Source organism: Streptomyces sp. NBC_00005 (assembly GCF_045160215.1).
GTDB lineage: Bacteria > Actinomycetota > Actinomycetes > Streptomycetales > Streptomycetaceae > Streptomyces.
In genome coordinates, this window is record NZ_CP108316.1 from 4,809,165 (window position 1) to 4,829,890 (window position 20,726).

Annotated in this window: 25 protein-coding genes; 18 read left to right on the forward strand and 7 right to left on the reverse strand. The window is 65.8% G+C overall.

Annotation, left to right across the window (positions count from 1 at the left end; all coding sequences use genetic code 11):
- Positions 1-28 precede the first annotated feature (28 nt).
- Positions 29-559: a hypothetical protein gene (locus OG303_RS22000; RefSeq protein ID WP_405870260.1), complete on the forward strand. Its 531-nt coding sequence runs from the start codon at positions 29-31 to the stop codon at positions 557-559.
- 416 nt (positions 560-975) lie between these two features.
- Here OG303_RS22000 and OG303_RS22005 read toward each other — a convergent pair whose 3' ends face one another.
- Complete coding sequence (locus tag OG303_RS22005) at positions 976-1,533, reverse strand: hypothetical protein (RefSeq protein WP_405870261.1); 558 nt, start codon at positions 1,531-1,533, stop codon at positions 976-978.
- 293 nt (positions 1,534-1,826) lie between these two features.
- On the reverse strand, positions 1,827-2,102 hold the full coding sequence (locus OG303_RS22010; RefSeq protein WP_405870263.1) for a GntR family transcriptional regulator: 276 nt from the start codon (positions 2,100-2,102) through the stop codon (positions 1,827-1,829).
- Between the two features lie 161 nt (positions 2,103-2,263).
- Here OG303_RS22010 and OG303_RS22015 point away from each other — a divergent pair, with 161 nt between their 5' ends.
- From OG303_RS22015 to OG303_RS22035, 5 genes are all read left to right on the forward strand, one after another.
- Positions 2,264-2,569: a hypothetical protein gene (locus tag OG303_RS22015; protein WP_405870265.1), complete on the forward strand. Its 306-nt coding sequence runs from the start codon at positions 2,264-2,266 to the stop codon at positions 2,567-2,569.
- A 562-nt stretch (positions 2,570-3,131) separates the two neighbouring features.
- Entirely contained in the window at positions 3,132-3,785 is a 654-nt protein-coding gene (locus tag OG303_RS22020) for a hypothetical protein (protein WP_405870267.1), read from the forward strand.
- Positions 3,773-4,807, forward strand: coding sequence for a hypothetical protein (locus OG303_RS22025; RefSeq protein WP_405870268.1), 1,035 nt, complete (start codon positions 3,773-3,775; stop codon positions 4,805-4,807). The genes OG303_RS22020 and OG303_RS22025 overlap by 13 nt, the downstream gene beginning before the upstream one ends.
- A 257-nt stretch (positions 4,808-5,064) precedes the next feature.
- Positions 5,065-5,670: a hypothetical protein gene (locus OG303_RS22030; RefSeq protein WP_405870269.1), complete on the forward strand. Its 606-nt coding sequence runs from the start codon at positions 5,065-5,067 to the stop codon at positions 5,668-5,670.
- A 53-nt stretch (positions 5,671-5,723) separates the two neighbouring features.
- Positions 5,724-6,221, forward strand: a complete 498-nt coding sequence (locus tag OG303_RS22035; protein ID WP_405870271.1) for a hypothetical protein — start codon at positions 5,724-5,726, stop codon at positions 6,219-6,221.
- Here OG303_RS22035 and OG303_RS22040 read toward each other — a convergent pair.
- Genes OG303_RS22040 through OG303_RS22050 form a run of 3 tightly spaced genes read right to left on the reverse strand, consistent with a single transcriptional unit; the run spans position 6,211 to position 8,706 of the window.
- On the reverse strand, positions 6,211-7,701 hold the full coding sequence (locus tag OG303_RS22040; protein WP_405870273.1) for a hypothetical protein: 1,491 nt from the start codon (positions 7,699-7,701) through the stop codon (positions 6,211-6,213). The genes OG303_RS22035 and OG303_RS22040 overlap by 11 nt on opposite strands.
- Positions 7,702-7,706: 5 nt before the next feature.
- On the reverse strand, positions 7,707-8,399 hold the full coding sequence (locus tag OG303_RS22045; protein ID WP_405870274.1) for a hypothetical protein: 693 nt from the start codon (positions 8,397-8,399) through the stop codon (positions 7,707-7,709).
- Complete coding sequence (locus tag OG303_RS22050) at positions 8,389-8,706, reverse strand: hypothetical protein (RefSeq protein WP_405870276.1); 318 nt, start codon at positions 8,704-8,706, stop codon at positions 8,389-8,391. Before OG303_RS22050 ends, OG303_RS22045 begins: the two co-directional genes overlap by 11 nt.
- Before the next feature lie 600 nt (positions 8,707-9,306).
- Between OG303_RS22050 and OG303_RS22055 the strand changes: the two genes are divergently transcribed.
- The 12 genes from OG303_RS22055 (at position 9,307) to OG303_RS22110 (ending at position 19,619) form a co-directional block, all read left to right on the forward strand.
- Complete coding sequence (locus tag OG303_RS22055; RefSeq protein WP_405870277.1) at positions 9,307-9,609, forward strand: hypothetical protein; 303 nt, start codon at positions 9,307-9,309, stop codon at positions 9,607-9,609.
- Positions 9,610-10,905, forward strand: coding sequence for a WXG100 family type VII secretion target (locus OG303_RS22060; RefSeq protein ID WP_405870278.1), 1,296 nt, complete (start codon positions 9,610-9,612; stop codon positions 10,903-10,905).
- Between the two features lie 7 nt (positions 10,906-10,912).
- Complete coding sequence (locus tag OG303_RS22065) at positions 10,913-11,827, forward strand: hypothetical protein (protein WP_405870280.1); 915 nt, start codon at positions 10,913-10,915, stop codon at positions 11,825-11,827.
- Between the two features lie 20 nt (positions 11,828-11,847).
- Complete coding sequence (locus OG303_RS22070) at positions 11,848-12,537, forward strand: hypothetical protein (RefSeq protein WP_405870281.1); 690 nt, start codon at positions 11,848-11,850, stop codon at positions 12,535-12,537.
- 94 nt (positions 12,538-12,631) lie between these two features.
- A complete protein-coding gene (locus OG303_RS22075) occupies positions 12,632-13,522 on the forward strand; it encodes a hypothetical protein (protein WP_405870283.1) in 891 nt (296 codons plus the stop codon).
- 24 nt (positions 13,523-13,546) lie between these two features.
- Positions 13,547-14,206 carry a hypothetical protein gene (locus OG303_RS22080; protein ID WP_405870285.1) on the forward strand — a complete coding sequence of 220 codons (660 nt, stop codon included), beginning with the start codon at positions 13,547-13,549 and terminating at the stop codon, positions 14,204-14,206.
- 598 nt (positions 14,207-14,804) lie between these two features.
- Positions 14,805-15,122 (forward strand): hypothetical protein, encoded by a 318-nt coding sequence (locus OG303_RS22085; protein ID WP_405870286.1) that lies wholly within the window; start codon positions 14,805-14,807, stop codon positions 15,120-15,122.
- Positions 15,119-16,462: a putative T7SS-secreted protein gene (locus OG303_RS22090; protein WP_405870287.1), complete on the forward strand. Its 1,344-nt coding sequence runs from the start codon at positions 15,119-15,121 to the stop codon at positions 16,460-16,462. The genes OG303_RS22085 and OG303_RS22090 overlap by 4 nt, the downstream gene beginning before the upstream one ends.
- 24 nt (positions 16,463-16,486) lie before the next feature.
- On the forward strand, positions 16,487-17,152 hold the full coding sequence (locus OG303_RS22095; RefSeq protein WP_405870288.1) for a hypothetical protein: 666 nt from the start codon (positions 16,487-16,489) through the stop codon (positions 17,150-17,152).
- 39 nt (positions 17,153-17,191) lie between these two features.
- The gene (locus tag OG303_RS22100; RefSeq protein ID WP_405870289.1) at positions 17,192-17,857 is read left to right on the forward strand and encodes a hypothetical protein; all 666 of its coding nucleotides are present in this window, start codon (positions 17,192-17,194) and stop codon (positions 17,855-17,857) included.
- Between the two features lie 112 nt (positions 17,858-17,969).
- Positions 17,970-18,314, forward strand: a complete 345-nt coding sequence (locus tag OG303_RS22105; RefSeq protein WP_405870290.1) for a hypothetical protein — start codon at positions 17,970-17,972, stop codon at positions 18,312-18,314.
- A 60-nt stretch (positions 18,315-18,374) separates the two neighbouring features.
- The gene (locus tag OG303_RS22110; RefSeq protein ID WP_405870291.1) at positions 18,375-19,619 is read left to right on the forward strand and encodes a hypothetical protein; all 1,245 of its coding nucleotides are present in this window, start codon (positions 18,375-18,377) and stop codon (positions 19,617-19,619) included.
- A gap of 7 nt (positions 19,620-19,626) precedes the next feature.
- Here the strand turns inward: OG303_RS22110 and OG303_RS22115 are convergent, their stop codons facing one another.
- Positions 19,627-20,196, reverse strand: a complete 570-nt coding sequence (locus tag OG303_RS22115; protein ID WP_405870293.1) for a hypothetical protein — start codon at positions 20,194-20,196, stop codon at positions 19,627-19,629.
- A 140-nt stretch (positions 20,197-20,336) separates the two neighbouring features.
- The gene (locus OG303_RS22120; protein ID WP_405870294.1) at positions 20,337-20,642 is read right to left on the reverse strand and encodes a WXG100 family type VII secretion target; all 306 of its coding nucleotides are present in this window, start codon (positions 20,640-20,642) and stop codon (positions 20,337-20,339) included.
- Between the last annotated feature and the right edge of the window lie 84 nt (positions 20,643-20,726).

The following is a 20,726-nucleotide window of genomic DNA, read 5'->3' on the forward strand; positions in this document are numbered from 1 at the left end:
GAAGTCCAGGACATCGGAGTAGCAAACAGTGAACGCGACGCTTGAAGAGCTGATGCGGCTCGTACCGCCGGCAACTCGACCTCCCATCGGTGACTGGGATTCAGCCGAGCAGGCTCTGCACCACCACCTGCCGACCGATTACAAGGATCTGGTCAACCTGTACGGGTCCGGTGCCTTCTGCGGCTACCTCGAACTGCTGGTTCCCCCCGGCGTTTGGGAGCCGTACGACATCGTCGAGTTCAACGACGGGCACGGCGACTACGCGGTGGACGTCTGGCGGGAGGAGGACGAGAAACCGCACGAATTCAGCGCCGACCTCGGCTACGAACTCATCGCCTGGGCAAGCACCATCGACGGCGACACTCTGTACTGGCTGGCCCACACCGACCAGAAGCCCGAGTCCTGGCGCACCCTGCTCGTCTCCGAAGACCTGGCCGTCTGGGAGCACTACGATGCCCCAGCCCCCGCCGTACTTCTCGGCCTGCTCACCGGTGAAATCGACTCGGACATCGTCACCCCCGACCTCTCGGCCGTGACGTTCAAGCCCTACCCGGCATAGACCTGCCGGTGTGCGTTGTGGATGAATCGCTCCGCGAACTCCTCAAACTCGCACCTCTCCCACCGTCCACCTCGGCCACGAACTCATCGCCTGGGCCAAGACCATCGACAGTGACACCCTCAACTGGCTGGCCCACACCGACCAGAATCCGGAATCCTGGCGCACTCTGCTCGTCTCCCAGGACATCGCAGAGGCATGGGAGCACTACGCCGCACCGGCCACCGCCGTACTCCTTGCGCTGCTCACCGGAGACATCGACTCGGACATCATCACGCCCGACATCGAGGATCCGAACTTCACCCATTACTCAGTTGACGCCGACGAGGACTGCCAGGCCTGCAGGACCTCTGAGGAATGATCTGTGGATCTCGCGATGGCCTGCACACCTCTGGCTCTGCCCGTTCCCGGCGGTCCGCCTACACCCGCCCAGGCAGCGCATCTGCCGGGATCTCAACTTCCCTGGCCTTGTCACCCACCACGAGCTGGTCGGCGTATCCGGCCTCGGTCCACAGCAGCTTCTTGAACTGCTCCGGGGTGAGAACCCCCTGCCACGGTGTGCCGCCCGGGCAGAACACCAAGGTGCAGCCGTAGCAGTACTGCGCGGGTCGCCACAGTCGCTCCGCACGCGGAGCTCCGGCCTCGGCAGCGGCCTTCTCGCGCCCGTCGCTGCGGACGACAGCGATGGTCCCGACGAAACAAACCAGGGCGAGCAGGACACCGCCGACCATGTACAGGGACTTGTCCTGGTGGACGCCCCTGTACGCAAGGACGACACCGAGGCCGGTCAGTACCATGCCTTCCCCGAAGTGCATCCAGCCGTCGCCGAACTTGTCCGGCCCAGGCGCCAACCGACCGTACAGGTCGTCACGCATCGCGCCCTTGCCCGAGCGCGCCTGCTCAACCGCCCGCACCTCCGTACCGCCGCAGCCCGGACACACCACCCCAGTTGGCCCTCCGGCCGCCTCGGTCTCCATGTTGATCAGCTTATCGGCGTCCTGAATCTGGAGTCTCGGCCAGCCCGAGCACCCCACCTCCGTCACGGTTCGGACCTCTCACTGCAGGCAATTGGCCGCTCCGTCTCAGAGTTGCGCCGCCCGAACTGCGACCTTGCGATCACCCAGTGAGGCAGAAACGCCAATTGGAGTGAGAGACCCGCACGAGCCCTCTTCGCCAGGCGCAACTCGCCAATGCGCCCACCCCGGCATGGGACCGGTCATCGCGAGTGTGCGCAAGACGCTCCTCACCCACCAAGGCCACGGTGGCCGACCTAGGCGTCCGGCTCCTCGTCACCGTCAGCAGGCGTCACGTACGTCCCGCGCTGCGGAACCGTGAAGACCAACCCCTCCTCCACGAGCACGGCGATCGCCCGACGAACCGTCGTGCGCGCCAGACCGTACTGCTGCACAAGTTGCGTCTCACTGGAGATCGGCCGGTTCGGCTGCCAGTCCCCGCGCTTGATCCGCGCTCGCAGGATGCCCGCGAGTTGCCGGTACGGCGTGACTGGCCCTTCGTGATCAATTTCTGCGTCGGGCTGGAAATTCATGATCAGGAAGCTACTCGTACACGTAAGGCCTCTGTCATTGAGATACGTATCGATACGTACAGATACAAGTCGAGCTAAGTTAAGGGACGCAACACGACCAGAACCCCGGCAACGGAGGCAACCGTCCCGGGGCACGGCCAACGCTGCTAAGGAGCGTCGACATGCTGGACCTTACAGTCCGCACCCTCGCGTGGATGCTGAGTCTTTGCACCCCACCCCCACGAGGCCGCCATCGCCTCGGCACACTGCTGCCGCCCCTGCGGATCACCCCCGTCCCGCCACCGCACCGCTTCACCGAACGGCTCGACGGCAACGCATCCCGCCTCGTACGCCCCTACGTACTCGACCCCACCGAACACCGCCGCCAACGCGAACGTCGTCGAGCCGCCCGCCTGGCAACACTCGGCATCGACGTAGGCCCGAAACACATCCACGGCATCCGCGTACCGGCGGGAGCCGCCCGATGACGCGCCCCGCGGTGCGCATGTGCGCCCGCTGCCAACGCACCACGGACGAACCGGTCTTGGTCCACGAGGTCCACGCCGCCACGGGCCCCGGCTTCAACGTCTACGCGTGCCCGGACTGCTCCACCCACTACCCACCCCAGCCGGACGTACTGGAACTCCTGGAACCAAACCACCGTCGCTCGCGCCTCACCCTGCGCATCTACACAGTGGACACGGCCGGCACGGTGACCGCCGACAGCGGCAGGCTCGAGATCGTGGCCGGCGGTCGCGCGGAGCCGGTGCCGCGCACGTCGGCGTACCCGCCATGCGCGTGCCCAAGATGCAGGACACCGCGATAGCGAACCGAAATCCCCCACGACTACGGCGACCTCGGACGCGCCACACGAACACGCCTGGGGCCGCCGCCAGTTTGAGCACGATCGGGATACATCCCACACCCCCCAGAGCCCCGATACGTCCGCAATTGCACAAGTTCGCAGGGAAGTTCGCTCTGGCGAAACCAAGAACCCCACCGATAGCGTTTGTGCTCTTGACGAACTTCAGTCTCACGGGGGAGTCCACAGTGAAGCGCCGCACGATGCCCGCTGCCGCCGCGCTTGCCGCGACCGCAGCCCTACTGCTGACGGCTTGCGGGGGCGGGGACGACAAGTCCAGCAACAACGACAAGATCGCGGGAGCGGACGCAGGGAGTGCGACGGCAGCTTCGCCGAGTGCTTCGGCTTCCAGCGCGGCCAACCGTCCGAAGATCGAGTTGCCGTCGGATGTCACGGACAAGTACGAGAACTGGAAGACGGGCGACGCGACCGAGGACGCAGTCCTGGCGGACACCGCCCAGCGCATCGACGCAACGAACGATGCCATTCTGCGAGGCGACACCAGCGCACCTGGCCTCTCGTTCTACTACCGCGACAAAGCATTGACCGATGCCGTGGCCTGGGTACAGGCGTACGTGAAGGCAAACCTCTCCTTCACTGGCACGACGCGTTACTACGCCCCCAAGGTCACGCTCTCCGGCAAGAGCACGGCGTCCGTCGTCTACTGCTCCGACGAGAGCAAGGGTTTCAACAAGAACCGCAAGACGAACAAGGTCGACAGGACTCCCTCGAAGGAAAGTCCGTACGTGCTGTACAACACCCGCCTCGAGAGGAACAAGCAGGGCGTGTGGCAGACCAGCAACCTGGTCTCGAAGCGGGGGGACAAGACATGCGCTGGGTGACCGGTCGGCGGCGCATCCTGGCGCTGAGCGTGATCATTGCCGCATGCGGCGTGGGATTGCCGGGCACAGCGGCGGCATACGGACCGGGCGAAGGACAGGGAGCCCCGCCCACCTCCGGTAAATCGGACGGCAAGGGCGGAATCTCCGCGACCGCGGGTGCCATCGTCTACGACCGTTCGAACAACGGATCCGGTCAGTCGGTCGGCCCCGTCACCTCGACGACGACCTGGACCCCGCCAGCCTGTTACTACGCACCCAAGTACACCCCCGCCAAGCTCAAGGCGTACCTGGAGCCGACGTGGGAAGCCGAATCGACCGGTTACGAGTGGGACGCCAAACAGCGCGACCGTTACGTCAACGGACATCCGTACAAGGACTTCAACAAGGACAAGACCGGCAAGGGCTACTGGTGGGACTCGTACGTCACGCCCGGTCGGGAGGGAGACCCCGGTGCCCTCGACTGCACCAAACCCATCTTCTGGGTCGACGCCAACACCGACCCCCCGGCCGACATCCCGGAAGCGGTCACTCCGAAGGTCCTCGCCGAACTCGCCTACAACGAGGTTCGGGTCCCGGGCACCAAGGTGACCCTGGCCCCGGCAGGCGCGACCAAGGTCAATCTGCCCACGTGGGCGTGGCTGGACGGCGCAGAGTTCAAGCCGGTCTCGGTCACCGCCTCCGTGCCGGTACTCGGCATCACTGCGACCACGACGGCCGAACCGGTGTCCCTGAAGATCGATCCCGGTACGTCGGACGCACAGGCCTACCCGGCCTCCGGCGTCTGTGAGATCAACAACGGCCAGATCGGCGAGCCGTACGCCAAGGGCAAGGCGAGCACGACCCCGCCTTGCGGCGTCAAGTACCTGCGCTCCTCCGGCGACGGCACCTACCCACTCAAGGCCACCATCACGTGGAAGATCCACTGGACCGGTACCGGCGGCGCGGGCGGCAACCTGCCCGACGGCACCTTCGGCGCCACCCAGGCCGTCACCGTCCAGGAGATCCAGGCCGTCAACCGCTGACCAGAAATGGCGGCCGGCGGAATCCAAGGCCGCCGGCCGCCCGAATGGGCAGGACCAACATGAATTACCGACTCACCTCCGACCTCAACTGAAACTCCCCGCGGCGCCCCGAATCGCGCCGGCGCTCCCCGCCTTCCGCCCACCGGCGGGATGCCTCGGTGCTGATACGGTCGGCCCTACGGGTCGAAAAGCCTGCCGGCCCCATCAAATCCACGACAAACCACAACAATTAATCACCTGTAGGGAAGGATCTTCGAATGGTTGACGAAACGTCTCGCAACGCCATCGATGATCCGGACGCCTTGCGCGCGTGGCAGGTTGCGCGGCGGCGTTCCACCACAGCATTCACGTTCTGGGGGATTTCCCTGCCCGGTTTCCCCGTGCTGGCAATGGTTTTGTGGGAACCGCTGGTCGGTGGGTCACTCCCCGGCTATGCCATTGCCCCGCTGGTCATTGTGTCAGCGGTTGGGCTCGTCCTCTCGGAGCGCCGCTGGTCTCAGGTCAAGCAGATGAGGGGCATTCTGGCCGTCTACCCGTTCAAAGACCACCCGCCGCTCAAGAGCGTTTCCGCAGGGGACATCGCGCACTTTCAGCTTCCCGATCCGGACGCCCCAAACAAGAAGGTCAGTGTCGTCGCACTGCGATACGGGCTCGGTAAGCAGTGGCGAAACACAATGGCCGAGGTCCGGGACCAGGGATTCGTCCTCGCCGGTGACCCGCGCTTCGGCATGGTGATCACGCCGCGGGAGCGACACGAATTGATTGCCGTGCGTCCCAAGCACCCACAGCTCACGGGCGGACGTCCGAATGGAGTGGACGAATCTTCCTGGCACCAGGCGCGGGCAGCTGGAATCGCCCATTGACTTCTATTTGCCGAGCGCTCCAGAAAGCCTGATCAGACGACAGCGAGGTTCCAGTGCCCGAGTTTGTGTACATTCCATTCGACGGTCAGGACGACGTCCTCGACGGTATGTTCCAGGGGCATCTGGACGTCACGGGAAGTTCCGGAAACGCCACTTCCCGAAACCCCCGGCAACCGGATGGGGGCGTAGGCGTCATTATTTTCCCCGCGCTGGTCGAGGTACTCGACGGTGTCGGCACGCTGCTGCGGCGCGGGCGTGGCACGTTCAAGTGCTCCGAGATCGGACTACCGCTGAAGTTCAAGCTCAAGAACGGGCGCATGACGATCAGTCACCGCTGGACGATGATCGACGAATCGTCGCCGCAGTCCACAGCCACCGCTCTCTGGACGGCGGCCCAACAACTGACAGGCAGCCTCATGGGCCGTGTCACGGAGCCCACCGGCCACACCGAAATGGCCGATGGCGGCACCGTTCGGTACATCGACTTCCGCGTCCAGGTGAATGAATCGCTGACGCGATTCGAAGAAGCGAAGGCACAGATCAGCCACTGAACGCGGCCTTGGCGGGCAAGATGCCAGGCTTGTAGCCCAGACCACTGTCGCCATAGCCACCAACGGTGTCCATCAACACGCCACTGGTATCGAAATCGGCGCCGAAGACCGCACTGTTGACTGTGGCTTTGGTGATACTGGTGAGGCCTCCCTGAGTGGCGCCCAGAATTGCCTTGCCGATCACGTTTTTCCCAGCCAAGGTCATACCCAGGTCCTGGTACTGCCCGCGCGTCATGTTGGTCAGATTACTATTGTAGATGGCCGCAGCCGCCTTGGGGAGACCTTTACTGAAGCCCTTGCTCAACAGCGAGCCAGTACCCACACCGACGGCGTTACTTACTAGGTTACCCTTCCAATTCTTCTTAACATCGCCCCAGCCGCCGTTAACGGCGTCCTTGAGCGTGTTCTTGAATTCTCCCTTGGTGAACGCGAAGGCGACCTTCCGGAATCCCTTGAGGTCCTCACCCGTATGCCACAGCTTGATCAGACGGGCGGAGGCGATCTCCGCCTTCCTAACCCTCAACACCATCTTGACCCCGGCGGCGAGCTTGCCTGCCTTCACCAGCATGGACAGCTTGCCGACCACCGGGATGCAGTCCAGAGCGGCGAAGAGAAGATCACCCCAGCCCGCATTGCCCTGAGCGAACTGGATGATGGTGTCCGCCAGCACGATCAGTGCCGCGGCAAGAACGATCCACACCAGCGGGCCGCCCACGAACAGCAGCACGATCCCGGCAACAGCCACGAAGATCTTGGCGGCGATGACAATCACCTTCCAGGCCTTCCCAAGCCAGTCGCCGACCTTCTCGTACCACTTCTTGTTGTGAATCCCGGCGTCGGACGCCTCGTGGATGTCCTTGACGAGCTTCGTGGCAGCCTCGTCCTGGTCCTTGCCGGCGTTCTCCGCCTTCGTCTTCAGCTCTGCCAGCTGGGCGTGCAGGTGGTTGACCTGGCCCTGGGTCGCCTGCTGGTGCTGGTGCGCGTGCTGGGCGTCGCGTGTCGCCTTGCGGACCTTTTCCGGGTCAGGTGCGGGAGCGTCATCAGTGGGGTTCTTCAGCTTGTCCTGCGCGGACTTGGCGTTGTTCGCCGTGGTGGTGGCGCTGGACAGTCGGGACTGCGCCCGGGAGAGGTCGCCGCGCAACGTCCGGGCCTTGGCGAGCGCGTGGTCCGCCGTCGTCTGGCAGTGCTCCAGCTTCCCGGAGTAGGTCACCAAAGCATGAGCGACCAGGTCGTACGAGTCGTGCAGCTTCTGCAACTGGCCGGGCAGCTTGCCGATCCGCTCCTTGAACGCCTCCATGGCCTTGCCGGCCGCGTCCTCGAGGGCGGAGTCCTTCGAGGCGGAGCGCATGCCGCTGAGCGCCTTGGAGATGTCCTCGACGAACGTCTTGTAACGCTGGCCCTGGAGCTTGACCTCGTGCGGATCGCCGGGCGTCGGGTCGTCGTGCAGGTCGAGGTTGTGCCAGTCGGTGGGGCGGGCCATCGAGCTCAGCTCTCCGTGTCGAGGTCGGCGCGGTATACGAAGCGGAAAGTGCTGGTGATGAGGTCGAAGAGCTGCAGCATCGGCTCGACCAGGGCCAGTTGGGGTGTGCTCGCGCTGATGACGGCGACCTTCGGATCGCTGCCCGGGAAGGGCACGAAGGTCTGCATCATCACCGCGCGATAGCTGCGGTTGTCGTCGGGGATCTCGATATCCTCGATGCCTTCGGCGCGCACCGCCTGGCCCGCCTCGGGCAGGTCCAACAGGCGCACTCGGCGCCACGGATCCGTGGGCCGACGGCCGCCGGCGATCGGTGTCATCACTCCCAGGAGAGTGTCGAGGCCGGTGGAAGCGGTCTCGCCGGTGGTCTCGTTCACGGCCGCGGTCACACTGACCGTGAGACTGGCGACCATCGGCTCGTCGTCGACGATCTCGCACATGGAGCCGGAGTAGACGACTTTGTTGTTCCTGGCCTCGCGGGCCACCTTCTTCAGGGTCCTGACCAGATCGGCCTGGTACTCGGCCAGTTCCGGCCTCTCCTTGATCCGCTCTGCGACCGCCTCGCGGATCGAGCGGTTCACCGTGGCGGGGTGGACGTCGAACTCATACCACGTGCTCGGGACTTGGATGTTGATGCCGATGACGTCCCCGGGGGCAGCCCCGGCGAAGGGATCCTCGGCGAGGGGGCCCTCACTTTGCACCCTTGCCCTCCTTCTCGTGCTCGCGGAGGGCGTTCCTCAGATCGACGTCGAGTTTGGTCATCTTGTCGACGATCTCCTGGGCCATCTTCGCCACGCCATCGAGGCCGACGTCGATCTCCTTGCGGCCGTCTTTCCAGCCATGCACGAAGTCTTCCATGGCGTCGAACGCAGAGCTCGAGCCCAACTCGCCGTTGCCCAGCTTGCGGTCGACCTGGCCGGTGTCGTCCATACGTTTCTTGATCGACCGCAGTTGACCCGCCAAGGTGTCGAGCCCGGACAGGCTCAGGACGAGATCACCCTTGGACATGTCCGGTTCCCCCCAAATAACCCAGAGCGTGCGGGTAGCGGTGCAAGTTGCCTTCGTAACACGACCGTTGAAGGCTACTGGGCCTCGCGGGCACGACAACTGCCAGCTGGCCCGTTGCAGCAAACACGTTACAACGGCCACCGCGCTCGCCTCCGCTGGAAGCCACTTCCCCAAGGATCGACAGATTCTCGCGCAGCGCCATCAACGCGGTCCCCTTACCAGTCCGCCTCAACCTGCCAACGCAGACGAAGGCCGCTCAGGTCGGCCGAGCGCATGAGGCGGGAGACCTCCCGACCCCAACCGACCGAAGCGCTCTCACCTCACTTCAGGCCCCTCTTCGCCATCCGGGATCCACAGGAGATCAGCACCCCGCCAATTTCCGGCAAAAGATCCCCCATGCCCTCTTCAAGCGATCGCCAATTTTTTGCAGCCCAGTTAGGTCGTCTTTGCTCTGCACATAAGATCACCGAGGCTGCCTTCACCCCTTGGCTCCCCTGCCCGCTCCTTCGCCCTCGCGAAGGCAACGCGGCGCGGGTGGAGTGCGTGGATCAGTCCGCACGCAACCACCGGGCCACCCAAAGCGCATCGTGAGTGATCATCGTGAGTGACCTGCGCCTCGAAGACACGATCTTCCAGGACCTGAAGAAGACCTTCTCCACCATCAGCGACCGCATGGAGACCACCCGCCGCACCCTCCGTGGCACGGACGCCTCAGCCGTGGGTGAGAGCGGCCTCGTCGAAGACGTGCAGGACTTCGCCGACGACTGGGAGTACGGGATCAAGCAGCTCGGCAAGCACACCCACGGCGCGGTGAAGATGATCAACAAGATCGGGGAGAGCTTCGGCAAGCTCGACCTGGACCTGGCCGAGTCGCTCAAGGCCCCGAAGAAGAAGGGCAAGTAAGTGGCTGGGCAGCGGCCTGCATTCCCCCACATAGGCTGGGACCCCACGCCGGGAAACGTGGATGACACTCGAGATCTCGCCAAGCAGATCGGCAAACTGGCGGGCGAGCTGGGCACAGCGGTCAAGGAACTGGACCGGATCGAGGCAGGTGCCTGGAAGGGCAAGACCGCGATCGCCTTCACCGATTACATCGGCAAGGACGTCACCCCCCTCATCCGTAAGAGCCACGACTCCTTCGACAAGGCATCGCGCGCACTGCATCGCTGGGCCAACGAGCTCCACGACTTCCAGGACCGGGCGGACAGGCTGGAGAAGTCAGCCGGCGAGAAGCTCAGCGCCAAGGCCGACGCCCAGGCCAAGGCCGACCAGAAGGGCGACGGCAAGGGAAGCGAGGAGCTGGGCAAGGCCTCCGGAGCCGTGAACGCCGTCATCCAGAAGGTCCACGAACTGGAGGAGGAGTACCGCCTCGCCGCCCAGAAGATCAGCAAGGAGCTGGACAAGGCCGGCGACATCGCGCCGGACGAGCCCGGGTTCTGGGACAAGCTCGGGAGCGGGATCGCAGACGCCTGGGATGCCACGGGTGACTGGCTCAAGGACCACGCCGACATGATCAAGCTGGTCGGTGACCTGCTGAGCGATCTGAGCGGCATCCTGGGCATGCTGGCCATCATCACCCTGCCGTTCGAGCCCCTCGGTGCCATCTTCGGTGCGGCGGCACTGGCCACGAGTGGGCTGGCGCTGCTGTCGCACGGCATCGCCAAAGCCGCGGGTGCGGATGTGAGCTGGATGCAGATGGGATTCGACGCGCTCGGGCTCATGCCCGGACTCGGTGCTTTCGGCAAGGGCGTCAAGGTGGCGGACGAGGGTATCGCCGCGGCACGCGCCGCCAGCGAGTTCGGCAAGGGTTTCCAAGGCGCGGAACTCGCCGCCGGTGCCCGGAACATCTTCGCGACCGGCGAGCTCGCAGGAAAGGTGGAAGGCGGCCTCGCCCTGTTCGGGAAGAAGGTCGTTCTGGGTGGCAAGTTCGGCAATATCGGCATCATCACTCATGAGAGCGGTGCCATGAGCCGGCTGGCCGGACTGGCGGAAGCGGGCTATCACCAAGGTCAGCTGATGGGCACCAAGGGACTCAAGCTCGTCAGCGGCGGCAAGTTCGACGTCAGCCCCTTGAGTCTGGGGGGCAGGGCATTGGACGCCGGGATCAAGATCGCACCCAAGCTCGCGAGCATCCCCCAACACATCGGAGAAGCGCTCCATCCTGGAGACAGCTTCCACGACGCTGCCACCTCACACTGAGAGCGCGATGCACATGGCGACCTGGACACCTGAACCGGGCGAGACACTGCTCGCCCGCGACGCGATCACTTTCGCGACCGGCACCGCCCCGAGAGTGTCCGGTATGCGATGGTTCCGCGACACTCAGCGGAACGACATCCAAGGTGAGCTGCCCGGCTGGCCCGAGGGCCCTGTCTTCTCCCTCGGCCCCGAGGCGGAGAAGCACCCTGGCAAACGTGCAGGTGTGTTCGGAATGCGCGCGCTCTACGTTGCGATCGGGGGCGCCCTCGAAGGTCTCGGCGGCACCGGCAGCTTCCTTCCCGGCGCGGGTGACGGACCCGGGCGACCACAGGAACCGGAGAACGAAGTCACTGACTTCCCCGTCATGTGGGCCGACGCCGACACGCTCGCCCGCACTCTGCCCTGGCAGCTCGACCCAGCCCGTTGTCCCGAGAACTACCACACCCACATCGTCGTCACCGACCGGCGTCTGGTCATCACCGGCTTCCCGGATGACGACCCTCTACGTGACCAGGTTCTCTGGCAGGTCGAACGGTCGGAGATCGCGCATGTCGAGCGGATGCGATTCAGCAGCGTGGGCGATGAAGCCAAGGTGCGCTTCGCAGACGGCTCGTGGTGCAGGCTCGCTCCACCGCGCACCCGCAAGTACTGGTCCGTTCTCCGTCACCTGGCCCACCCCTGCGAGGTCGTCCCGCTCGGTGCGCTCACGCCACGCCAACGCGAGTACGTGGAGTCGTACGTGGCCTCGGTGAATGACCGGGACACCTCTGTGGAACCTGTGATCACCCGTCGCCCCAGCGGCAAGTTCCTCATCGAGGTGCCCACCACTCAGCCGGTGAAGCCCGATCTCGGGATGCTGAGGCCGTTCTGGTTCATGAGCCAGGCAGGCGGGCGCGGCGGATTCGATCCCAAGGACCTCTGATTTTTCGAGCGGAGCACTGAATGACCACCCTCGCGGTAGAAGTCGAACCCGGGATCGTCCCGCCTTTCTCGTTCATCGCACCGAACGGACTTCATGCCCTCCCGATAGCCCCGTCGCCCGAAGAACGCGCCGCCCGTTCCCGCGAGTTCGTACGCGACCTCTATTCTCGCGGCGACGAGGCCATTTGGGATCCGGCAGCACCCTTCTACGCCGCGCTCGCCGAATACATGGCCGAGAACGGATGCGCTTACTCGGCCATGGGCCTCTTCTCGAGAGACGAAGGCGGAGTCGCCCAGTGCGCGCTCACGGTCGCGACGCTGAAGACCGACCAGTCCGACCCCGACATCGCAGCGCAGGGCATTCTGGCCGCCCTCTCCGGCAACCCGAACAACGACGCCCGCTGGCTGGACCTGCCCTGCGGGCCGGCGGTTTCCTGCGTCCGGTTCAATGAGGTCACCGTCCAGCCCGAAGTGACCAGCAGTGGTGAGCAGGTTGAGCTCCTCACCGGGCAGATCCAGGTCCACATCCCGTTCCCGACGGGCCCGTACACCGCTGTCTTCACCCTGGACACCGCTGCCACGGACTACTGGGCGGAGTTCTGCAACATGATGGCGGCCATCCTCCAGACCGTCTCGTTCACGGACACGGCCGAGGCCCCTTCCGACGACAGTGGCGCGGAGCCGCTCACACCCGCGGCGGACATGGGGTGACGACGCACGCCCGGCGAACCCGAAGCGCTGCCACGCGCACGCAGGTGCACCTGCCTGACCGGGGCGAAGTCCTGCCTCGAGAGGTGACGCACTGATGGACTGGTACCCCAGCGCCGACGAAGACCTCCTCCTCCGCACCCCAGCCAAGTTCGCCACCGGCGTCGCCCCCGCCGTAGCCGGATCCCGATGGTTCCGAGACCCTGCCCGCGACGACATCCAGGGCGAGTTGCCCGGCTGGCCCGAAGGCCCGGTCCACTCCCTGCGCACGACCGGCGACCGCGTCGCACGCCGCACCGGTCGCGCCTTCCTGGTCGGGGTTCCCGTGATCGCGAACATCATCGCGAACATCGGTGGGGCCGCCGGCTCGCCCTTCGGTGACGTACCCGTACGAGGCAAGCCGGAAGAGCCGGAGAACGAGGTCCAGGACTTCCCCGTCATGTGGGCGGCCCGCGGCACCCTGGCGCGCACGGTGCCGTGGCAGCTCGATCCGGCACGCCGCCCGAAGGGCTACGCCACCGACCTCGCCCTCACCAGTCGGCGCCTGCTCTTCCTCGGCACCCGGACCGGCTCGCTGGACAAGGCGGACGTACTCGCCGAGTTCCCTCGCGACTCCATCGCCGGAGCCCGGCACATGACGTACAGCGAGGTCGAAGCCGACGTACGGCTGACCTTCACCGACCAGTCGTGGATCCGCCTGTTCACGGGCAACCCCGACAGCGCCGAGCGCCTGTGCCAACTACTCGCCGGGACCGAACGCACCGTCCCCGAAAGCGAACTGACCAGCGGCCAACGCGAGCGCCTGACCCGCCTCCTCGCCGAACTTCCGGCCGACGCCTCTCCTCCGCTCCTCACCCGCCGGCCGAGCGGGATCGTCATGATCGAGGTCCAAGTCCCCGCAACGGCCGGAACGGACGTCCACGAAACGCACTCGATCCTGATGGGGCCCGCCGGGGAAGCGGCCAAGCCTCAGCTGGGCGACCTGTAGCGCAGGCGGAGGAGGCTTTCGCCCATGGACTGGTATCCACCCTCGGGACAGCACCTGCTCGTGCGGACCAATGTCGCGTTCGCGACCGGAGTGGCACCGCGAGTGGCAGGACTACGTTCCTACCGCGACGCTGAGCGACGCGACATCGAGGCCGATCTCGGCTGGCCGCCCGGCCCGGGCTTCACGCCCCGGGGCAAGGCCGACCGGGCCGGTGTCCGCGCCCTCGACATCGCTCTGCTCGGTGTTCCGCGGCTGCTGAACATGGTCGCGAACGTCGCCGCGCCCAGCGGCTCGCCCTTCGGTGAACCCCACAGTCCCGGCAAGGTCCAGGAACTCGAGAACGAGGTGGACGACTTCCCCGTGATGTGGGCGGCCCCGGGCACCACCGCCCGAGCTCTGCCTTGGCAACTCGACCCTGCCCGTCGGCCCAAGAATTACCGCACCGAACTCGTCCTCACGGACCAGCAGTTGCTCGTCCTCGGCGTGACCACAACGGCCGGCCTGGCTCCCGCCGACGAACTGTGGCAGCTGCCTCGCGATTCCGTGACCGACATTGAGCGAATGCCCTTCTCCGTGAACGCCACCGACGTCAGGGTCTGGTTCAAGGATGGATCGTGGACCCGGTGGAAGGTCGGCGAGGCCGCCAAGCTGGTAAGCCGGTTCCGTGGGGAGGGCAACCCGTGACGAACGCCTCCATGGCCTTGCCGGCCGCGTCCTCGAGGGCGGAGCCCTTCGAGGCGGAGCGCATGCCGCCGAGCGCCTTGGAGATGTCCGTTTCCCCCTAAATAATCCAGAGCGTGCAGGTAACGGTGCAAGTTGCCTTCGTGGCGCGCCCGTCGAAGACTCCTGGGCTTCGAGGGCTCGACGGCTACAGCTGATTCGTTGCAGCAAACACGTTACGAGCCCCCCGACTGCCGACGCCACGATGTACAGCCTGTCGGCGCGACCGGGCCCCCGGCCACCCACCTCCCCCACAACAGGGCCACAGGGTCGCCCGGTTTGCCGCAATAGATTCACTGTTACTCACCCGCGAACAGGTCCGGCCTGGCGAAACCAGGGGTCACACGGATACCGTCAGCACCCTTGACTTACCCTTTGCCTTGCGGGGGGCCCGCCTTGACGTACCACTCTTCGCTGTCGGCGTCCCACGCGGCGGCAGCAGTCGCGCCGTCGAGCTCGATCGACCGCCGATTCCGCGCGGATCAATCCAGCAGTGGACAGATGGACCAGGCGGTTCAAATCCATGCGGAGGGGACTCTGAACGGGGAGAGGACACCGGCACATGGCTGACCGGCTCGTTGTGGACGGCGGCGAACTCGCGCATTTCATGAAGCTTTTGAACAAGTCCAGCACCTCATTGAAGGGCCTGCGCAAGGCGTTGAGTGATGCGACTGTCACAGGTCTGGGCACGGACGATCTGGACTCGGCATGCGAGGACTTTCAGGACGACTGGAAGTACGGAACCGAGGAGATCGGGAAGCAGACAGAGGATCTCGCCAAGATCATCGGCGAGAGCAAGAAAAGTTACGAAGAGGTCGACAAGGCCTTGGAAGAAGCCTTGCGGAAGTCGAAGCACGGCAACGGAGGGGGCAAGAAGTGACCTACACGCCGGGCCACGAGCAGTCTCCTTACTCCAACTCCCCCGCAGCCCGGGACGGAGACCTGCCCCAGGGACTCAAGTCGTCTCCGTCCATTCCGAACCCCAACTACCCACATCTGGGCTTCAACCCGACCCCTGGTGACACCGAGTCCGTCCTCGACCTGTACAAGAAGCTCAGCAGCTGTGCCAAGGTCCTGGAAGAGTCACACGGGCTCGTCACGAAACTCATGGACGGCAGCTACTGGGAGGGCGACGCTGCAGTAGCCTTCCGCGAGCAGATTGATGGCGGCCCCCTCCCGCTCAATCTCAAGAACGCCGCGCACTCCATCCGTAAGGCTGCGCGGCAGCTCAACAGTTGGGAGGGCGAACTCGAGGAATTTCAGCGTCGAGCCAAAAAGCTCGAGCAGGACGCCAAGGCCGCACAGGACGTCGTAGACGCGGCAAAGGGGCACGCCTCAAAGGCGAAGAGCAGCCCCGAGCTCGACGGCAAGGGAAGCCGGCACGACCAGGCGCAGAAGACCCTCAGCAATGCCAACACCGCGGTTGAAGAAGCCCAGGCCGAGCTTGACAAGGTCATCGGAAGGGCGAAGAAACTCGCCGAGGAGCATGAGGAAAAGGCCCGTTACCGCGCCGGCAAGATTCGCGATGCCACGAAGAAGTTGGCCCCGCACGAACCGGGCTGGCTCGAGGAATTCGCGGACTGGTTCACCGAGAACCTGCCCGACATCCTGAGTTTCACCGCGGGTGTCATCGGTCTGGTGGCGCTGTTCGTGGCTACCGGAGGCGTGGCCGCAGCCGTCCTGCTGCTCACGGCGGCTGCGTTGAGCGCATCCGCACTCGTCATGCGGCTGTCCGACTCCGAAGTTCTCGCCTCCTTGAAGGACGGCTTCACCAAGGGTGAGTTCGACTCCGACTTCTGGGGCAATGTCGTCAGCCTCGGTGGCGACGTCCTGGGGATGATTCCGGGTGTGGGAGCCGTGGGCATGGGCGCGCGCGGAGCGGTGAACGCCCTGCGAGCCGGCGAGGAGACGGTCACTCTCGGGAGGGCGCTGACGGCGTTCGGGAGCGAAACGATGAGTCAGGCGAAGGCGATCTCGGGCCTCGGGAATCCCGCGTTGAACCTTGTGGTGCGTGGAGCGCGTGACGCGGCGCGGGTCGGCGAGATCGTGGAGATCAGCTCGGCTTCGGCCGGTGTAGTGACCGCCGGGTACGGGCTGGTGTCCAGTGCCGTGGACGAACTGGACAACGACGGTGCCAAGGACGGCGGCACCGGAATCGACGGTGCGCGAAGCATCCTGGACGGCGGCGCGCTGGTCGACCTCGCGCGGCACGTGTTCTGAAGCGAAGGACAAGAGAGAATTCACATGAACCCCACAGACCACCCCGCAGCCTGGGAGCACTCACCGACCCGGCGCGCCTGGTCCAAGCAGCTGGCGATGAACGCGTTCGCTCTCGTTGCCTGGATCGCGTCGTGGTTCGCCCTGCTGGCCGTCCTGTCGGTGTTCCTCGGGCCCGGATACGCGGTCGTCGTCGCGCCGTTCCTTGTGTACAGCTTCTACCGAGCCGTCCTCCAGCTCTTCATCCTTTTCGCCGTCTTCCGGATGAGGCGGGTCCTTCGCGTGTACCCGTGGCAGCTGTTCCAAGAGCCCCCACGCGGCCTCGCCAACCGGACCGATGTCGTCGGCAGACAGTTCGGCTGGTTCGAGTTCCCGAATCCGGCCCGGCCGGAGGAGGGGCTGCCCATGGTGTTCTCCCGGCACTGGGGGGTCGGCTGGTGGAGCCGACGCATGGCGCCTCGTGCGACGCCCGAACTCAAGGCTCAGGTCGGCGTGGTGTGGCTCGCCGGGGACCCCCGTTTCATCGGGGTGCTGGCCGCACCCACACCTGACGGGTCGATGCCGCGCCGTTTCCGCTTCCTTCATCAGCAGACAGGTTCGGACGGAGGGCGTCGTACCGTCGCCGAGTGGGGAGCCACCAGCGAGGACGTCGAACGCGGTCGCCGCGCCGGGATTGTGCCTGCCCGACCCTGAATTCCCCACATCGACGAAGCCTCCGAAAGCCCTATAAACATGACACACCGCGTCATCATCGACGATTCGGCCAGTGACCCCAGCGCGGGCATCTGGTTCGCCGTCCCGGGCGGCTTCACCGAGCTGCCGATCGACGTTCTTCTCGCCCCACCGGCTTCCGCCGAGGCGGACCGGCTCGCGCAAGCGCTGACCCCCTTGCTCGAGGCCATTCCTGACGGCGTCACCCGGCAACAGTTCATCGCCCAGCTGGCATCGGGACAGCAATTCCTACGTGCCCTGCGGGAGGTGGGCACCGTCCACTGCTCCCTGGGCGTCCACCGCGACGACACGGCGGGAGACAACGGCGGAACCCTGCATTCCCTCTTCACGGTGTCCTGGCGCGATATTGCCTGGTCCCCGCGGTCGGTGAGTGCGGCACGGGCGGTGGCGGCAGCGGAGCAGCACTCTCATGTCGAGTACCTGGACCTGCCCAGCGGGCCCGCGTCGATGAGTGAGACCGTACGGACCCCTACGTCGGAATCCGGTCTTCCTCCAACCCCGTTGCTTCAGATCTGCGCCTACCTCCCGCACCCGGACTGCAAGCGCATGGCAGTCCTCACGCTGAGCACAACCGCTGTGGACCGACGCGACCAATACCGCACAATCCTCCGGCAGATCGCCGAGCTCACGAGCTTCGAATCTCCGCTGATCGGAGTGCAGCCCTGAATGATCGTCAGGTTTGGACGAGCCGAGTTGTCCCGGAGAAGTGAGGAGACTGAGAGAAATGGCGGAGTCCCTCAGAGAACAGCTCGGCACAGGACCGAACTTCAGAGTGCGAGTGACCATCATCGGTGCGCTGGTGTCCGTCTTCCCGCTGATCGCCATCGCGGCCGTGCTCCCCGCCGCCGGTCGCGGAGTCCTGTTCGGGATCTACTGGGCCCTGCTCGGCGGCTGTCTGCTCCACCTCCTGTGGGTCCTGGTCCGGAACCCCAGGCCGAGCCGCCGGCCACCCCTTTTGTCACGGGACCTTGCCATGGGCTGGGCCCTTGGGGTGCCCAGTCTCCTCACCTCCTTCTGGCCGGGCATTGTTGGAGCCCCGCTCTTCACCGTCCTGGTCGGTGCGACCTGGGTCGCGGAGAAGGTTCGACACAGGAACGGACACGATGCACACCGGCAACGCTGACTCGTCGGCTCCCGCCTCACTCGGGAGTCCCGGGCGGCCGCCTTCCCGAAGCGCCCTGGCATGCCCAGCAGTTGGCTCGATCGCGCCTCCCGACTGAGCGACCAAAGGGACGCTCTCGACGTGTTGATCCGCGAGGATCTTTCTCGTACGCGCGCGCTCGCCTTCCTCCTGTGCGCAGGCGCCGTAACCCTCGTATCCGCCCTGGCCCCCGCCATGGTGGTCGGCGCCGTCGACTCCGAGTCGAGCGAGGCCACCGACGTGGCCGTGGCCGTCGTACTGGGCGTTGTGTTGCTCGCCGTCCTCGGCATTCCAGCACTCCTCGTCCTACGGGCCTTCCGGAAGCGGTCCGCCCGGCGCTTCGAGTTGCTCCAGCAGTGGGCGGCCGTCGATCGCGGGCACGACGCCGACTTCCCCACGAGCTACGGCACCCAGGGGTACCCGCACGGCCGTTTCTTCTACGCGACCGTCGTGCTCGCCATGGCGCTCCTCCTCGCCGTAGCCGTACTCGCCGGCGCCTCCGACCCCACTGCCCTGGCACTCCTCCCCTGTCTGATCGTCGCCGGCCTCTTCGCCTGGGGCACGGTGAGGAAGTACGCCGGGCGTTACAGCTGGTCAGAACGAGAGCGCGGGATTCGCACCCGTGCACACAGACGGGAGCTGCATCGCGCGCAGCTCGCACAGGCGGCGGCAGCTCCCATCGGGGCTCCGATCGCCTACCTGTCCGGCGTCCGCATCCACCCGGCCCTGCTCTACGCCGCTCTCCTCAGCCCCGCCGTCATCGTCACCCTGGTCTACGTCGTCGCCCGCCCCAAGAGCGCCCTCGGTCTCGCCGTGGCGGGCCTACTGGCTCTGGCGATCCTCGTGTTGGGGCTGCCCAAGGTCGTACGCATGCGTCGACGTGAGCGGGCCGAACTCGACTCCGCCTCGAACTCCCTCGCCCCGGACTCCATCGCCTCGGGCTTCCCCACCGGCGCCGTCGTGCATCCCGTGCGCTACGGACTCGGCGAGCCGGAGGGGCAGGCTGCCGCATCAGCCGCCTCCGCCTGGGATCTTGGCCCTGTGCGCACCGGAGGACTCACCGTCGACGCCGGGACCCTGCGGCTTCGCGGCATGGACGGAGCCGTGCTCGACCTGCCGCTGGCCGAAGTGCGGGGTGCGGTGCTGCTGCCCAGTGGTGTGGCGTGGCTTGCCCCGTCGGTCGATGTGCTGCTTCGTTCGGGAGGGGCGATCGAGGTCAGGTCGCCGCAGTCCAGGGCCATTCTGGATGCGCTCACCGGTGCCGGTGTGCAGGTGGTGGTGTCGTAGCAGCGGCCTATCGTTGCCGCGCCGCCCGGCTCTTCCCCTTGCCCTTCTTGCGCAGCTTGCGCTTGCGGGCTCGTTCTCCCGCCGCCTGCGCCTCGCCCGCCGCGGAGCTCCAGCGGTACAGGGCCCACCCCACGAGTGCCGCGCTGATCACGTACGCCGACAGCGCACTGCCCGTACCCGGGATGTACGCGCATCTCGACCCGTACGAACGGCAGTTGCGGCCGGGGAGCGCGTACAGCAGATAGAGCAGTGGGCCGAGAGCCGTCGTCCAGCAGACGGCGCTCCCCGCGGCCTGCAGTGCTCGCAGAGAGGTCGTGCGAGCCCGCGATCCGGACGAGAACCGCAACACCCCCGCACCTCCGGCGACGGAGACGAGGCCCAGCACTGCGCCCACGGTCCACGAGCCTCCCGGCAGGTCCATCAGCACGGGCGCCGTTTCGCGTACGAAGCGCTTCCACAGGCCCGTGACGAGCAGCAGCACGGCTGCCGCGGCGAGCAGGGCCAGTACGAAGGCGGCAACACCGAAGCCGTCGCGTACGCGGAAACGTGTACCGGTCCGTTCCGTTTCGTCGGTCACGGTCACGCACATCGTTTCTCGTCAGGGAAGGGAGGGGGGACGGAAGATCCGAATATCCGGGGTGAGGCAGTCAACGCGGTCCGCCCCCGAGACCGAACCCGGGGGCGGACCGCAGATCAACTACCGGCGCCGGCGGCCGACTAGCCCTTGGCCTGCTTGGCCAGCTGCTCATCCAGCTGCTCGTACGCTTCCTTGGCCTTCTTCAGGAAGTCCGAGAGGCCGTGCAGGCCCTGGATCGTCTTCGCCGCGCCCTTGGTGAAGTCCTTGACGGAGTCGTCGTACGCTCCGGAGGACTTCGCCGTGGTGAAGCCTTCCTCGACCAGTGCCGCGACACGCTTCTCGATGTTCTTGATCTTGTCTTCGAGCTCGTGCATGTCCTTGATCAGGTCGCCAGCGACCTTCTCCATCTCGGCATAAGTAAGGTCTGCGTCTTTGCCCTTGCCCATGACGGCGATCCCTCCCGTTGATGTGGCCGCAGGGCCTTCCCCCGTGGCGCTGTACCTCGCGGATCCGGTGGCCGTTCGTCGACC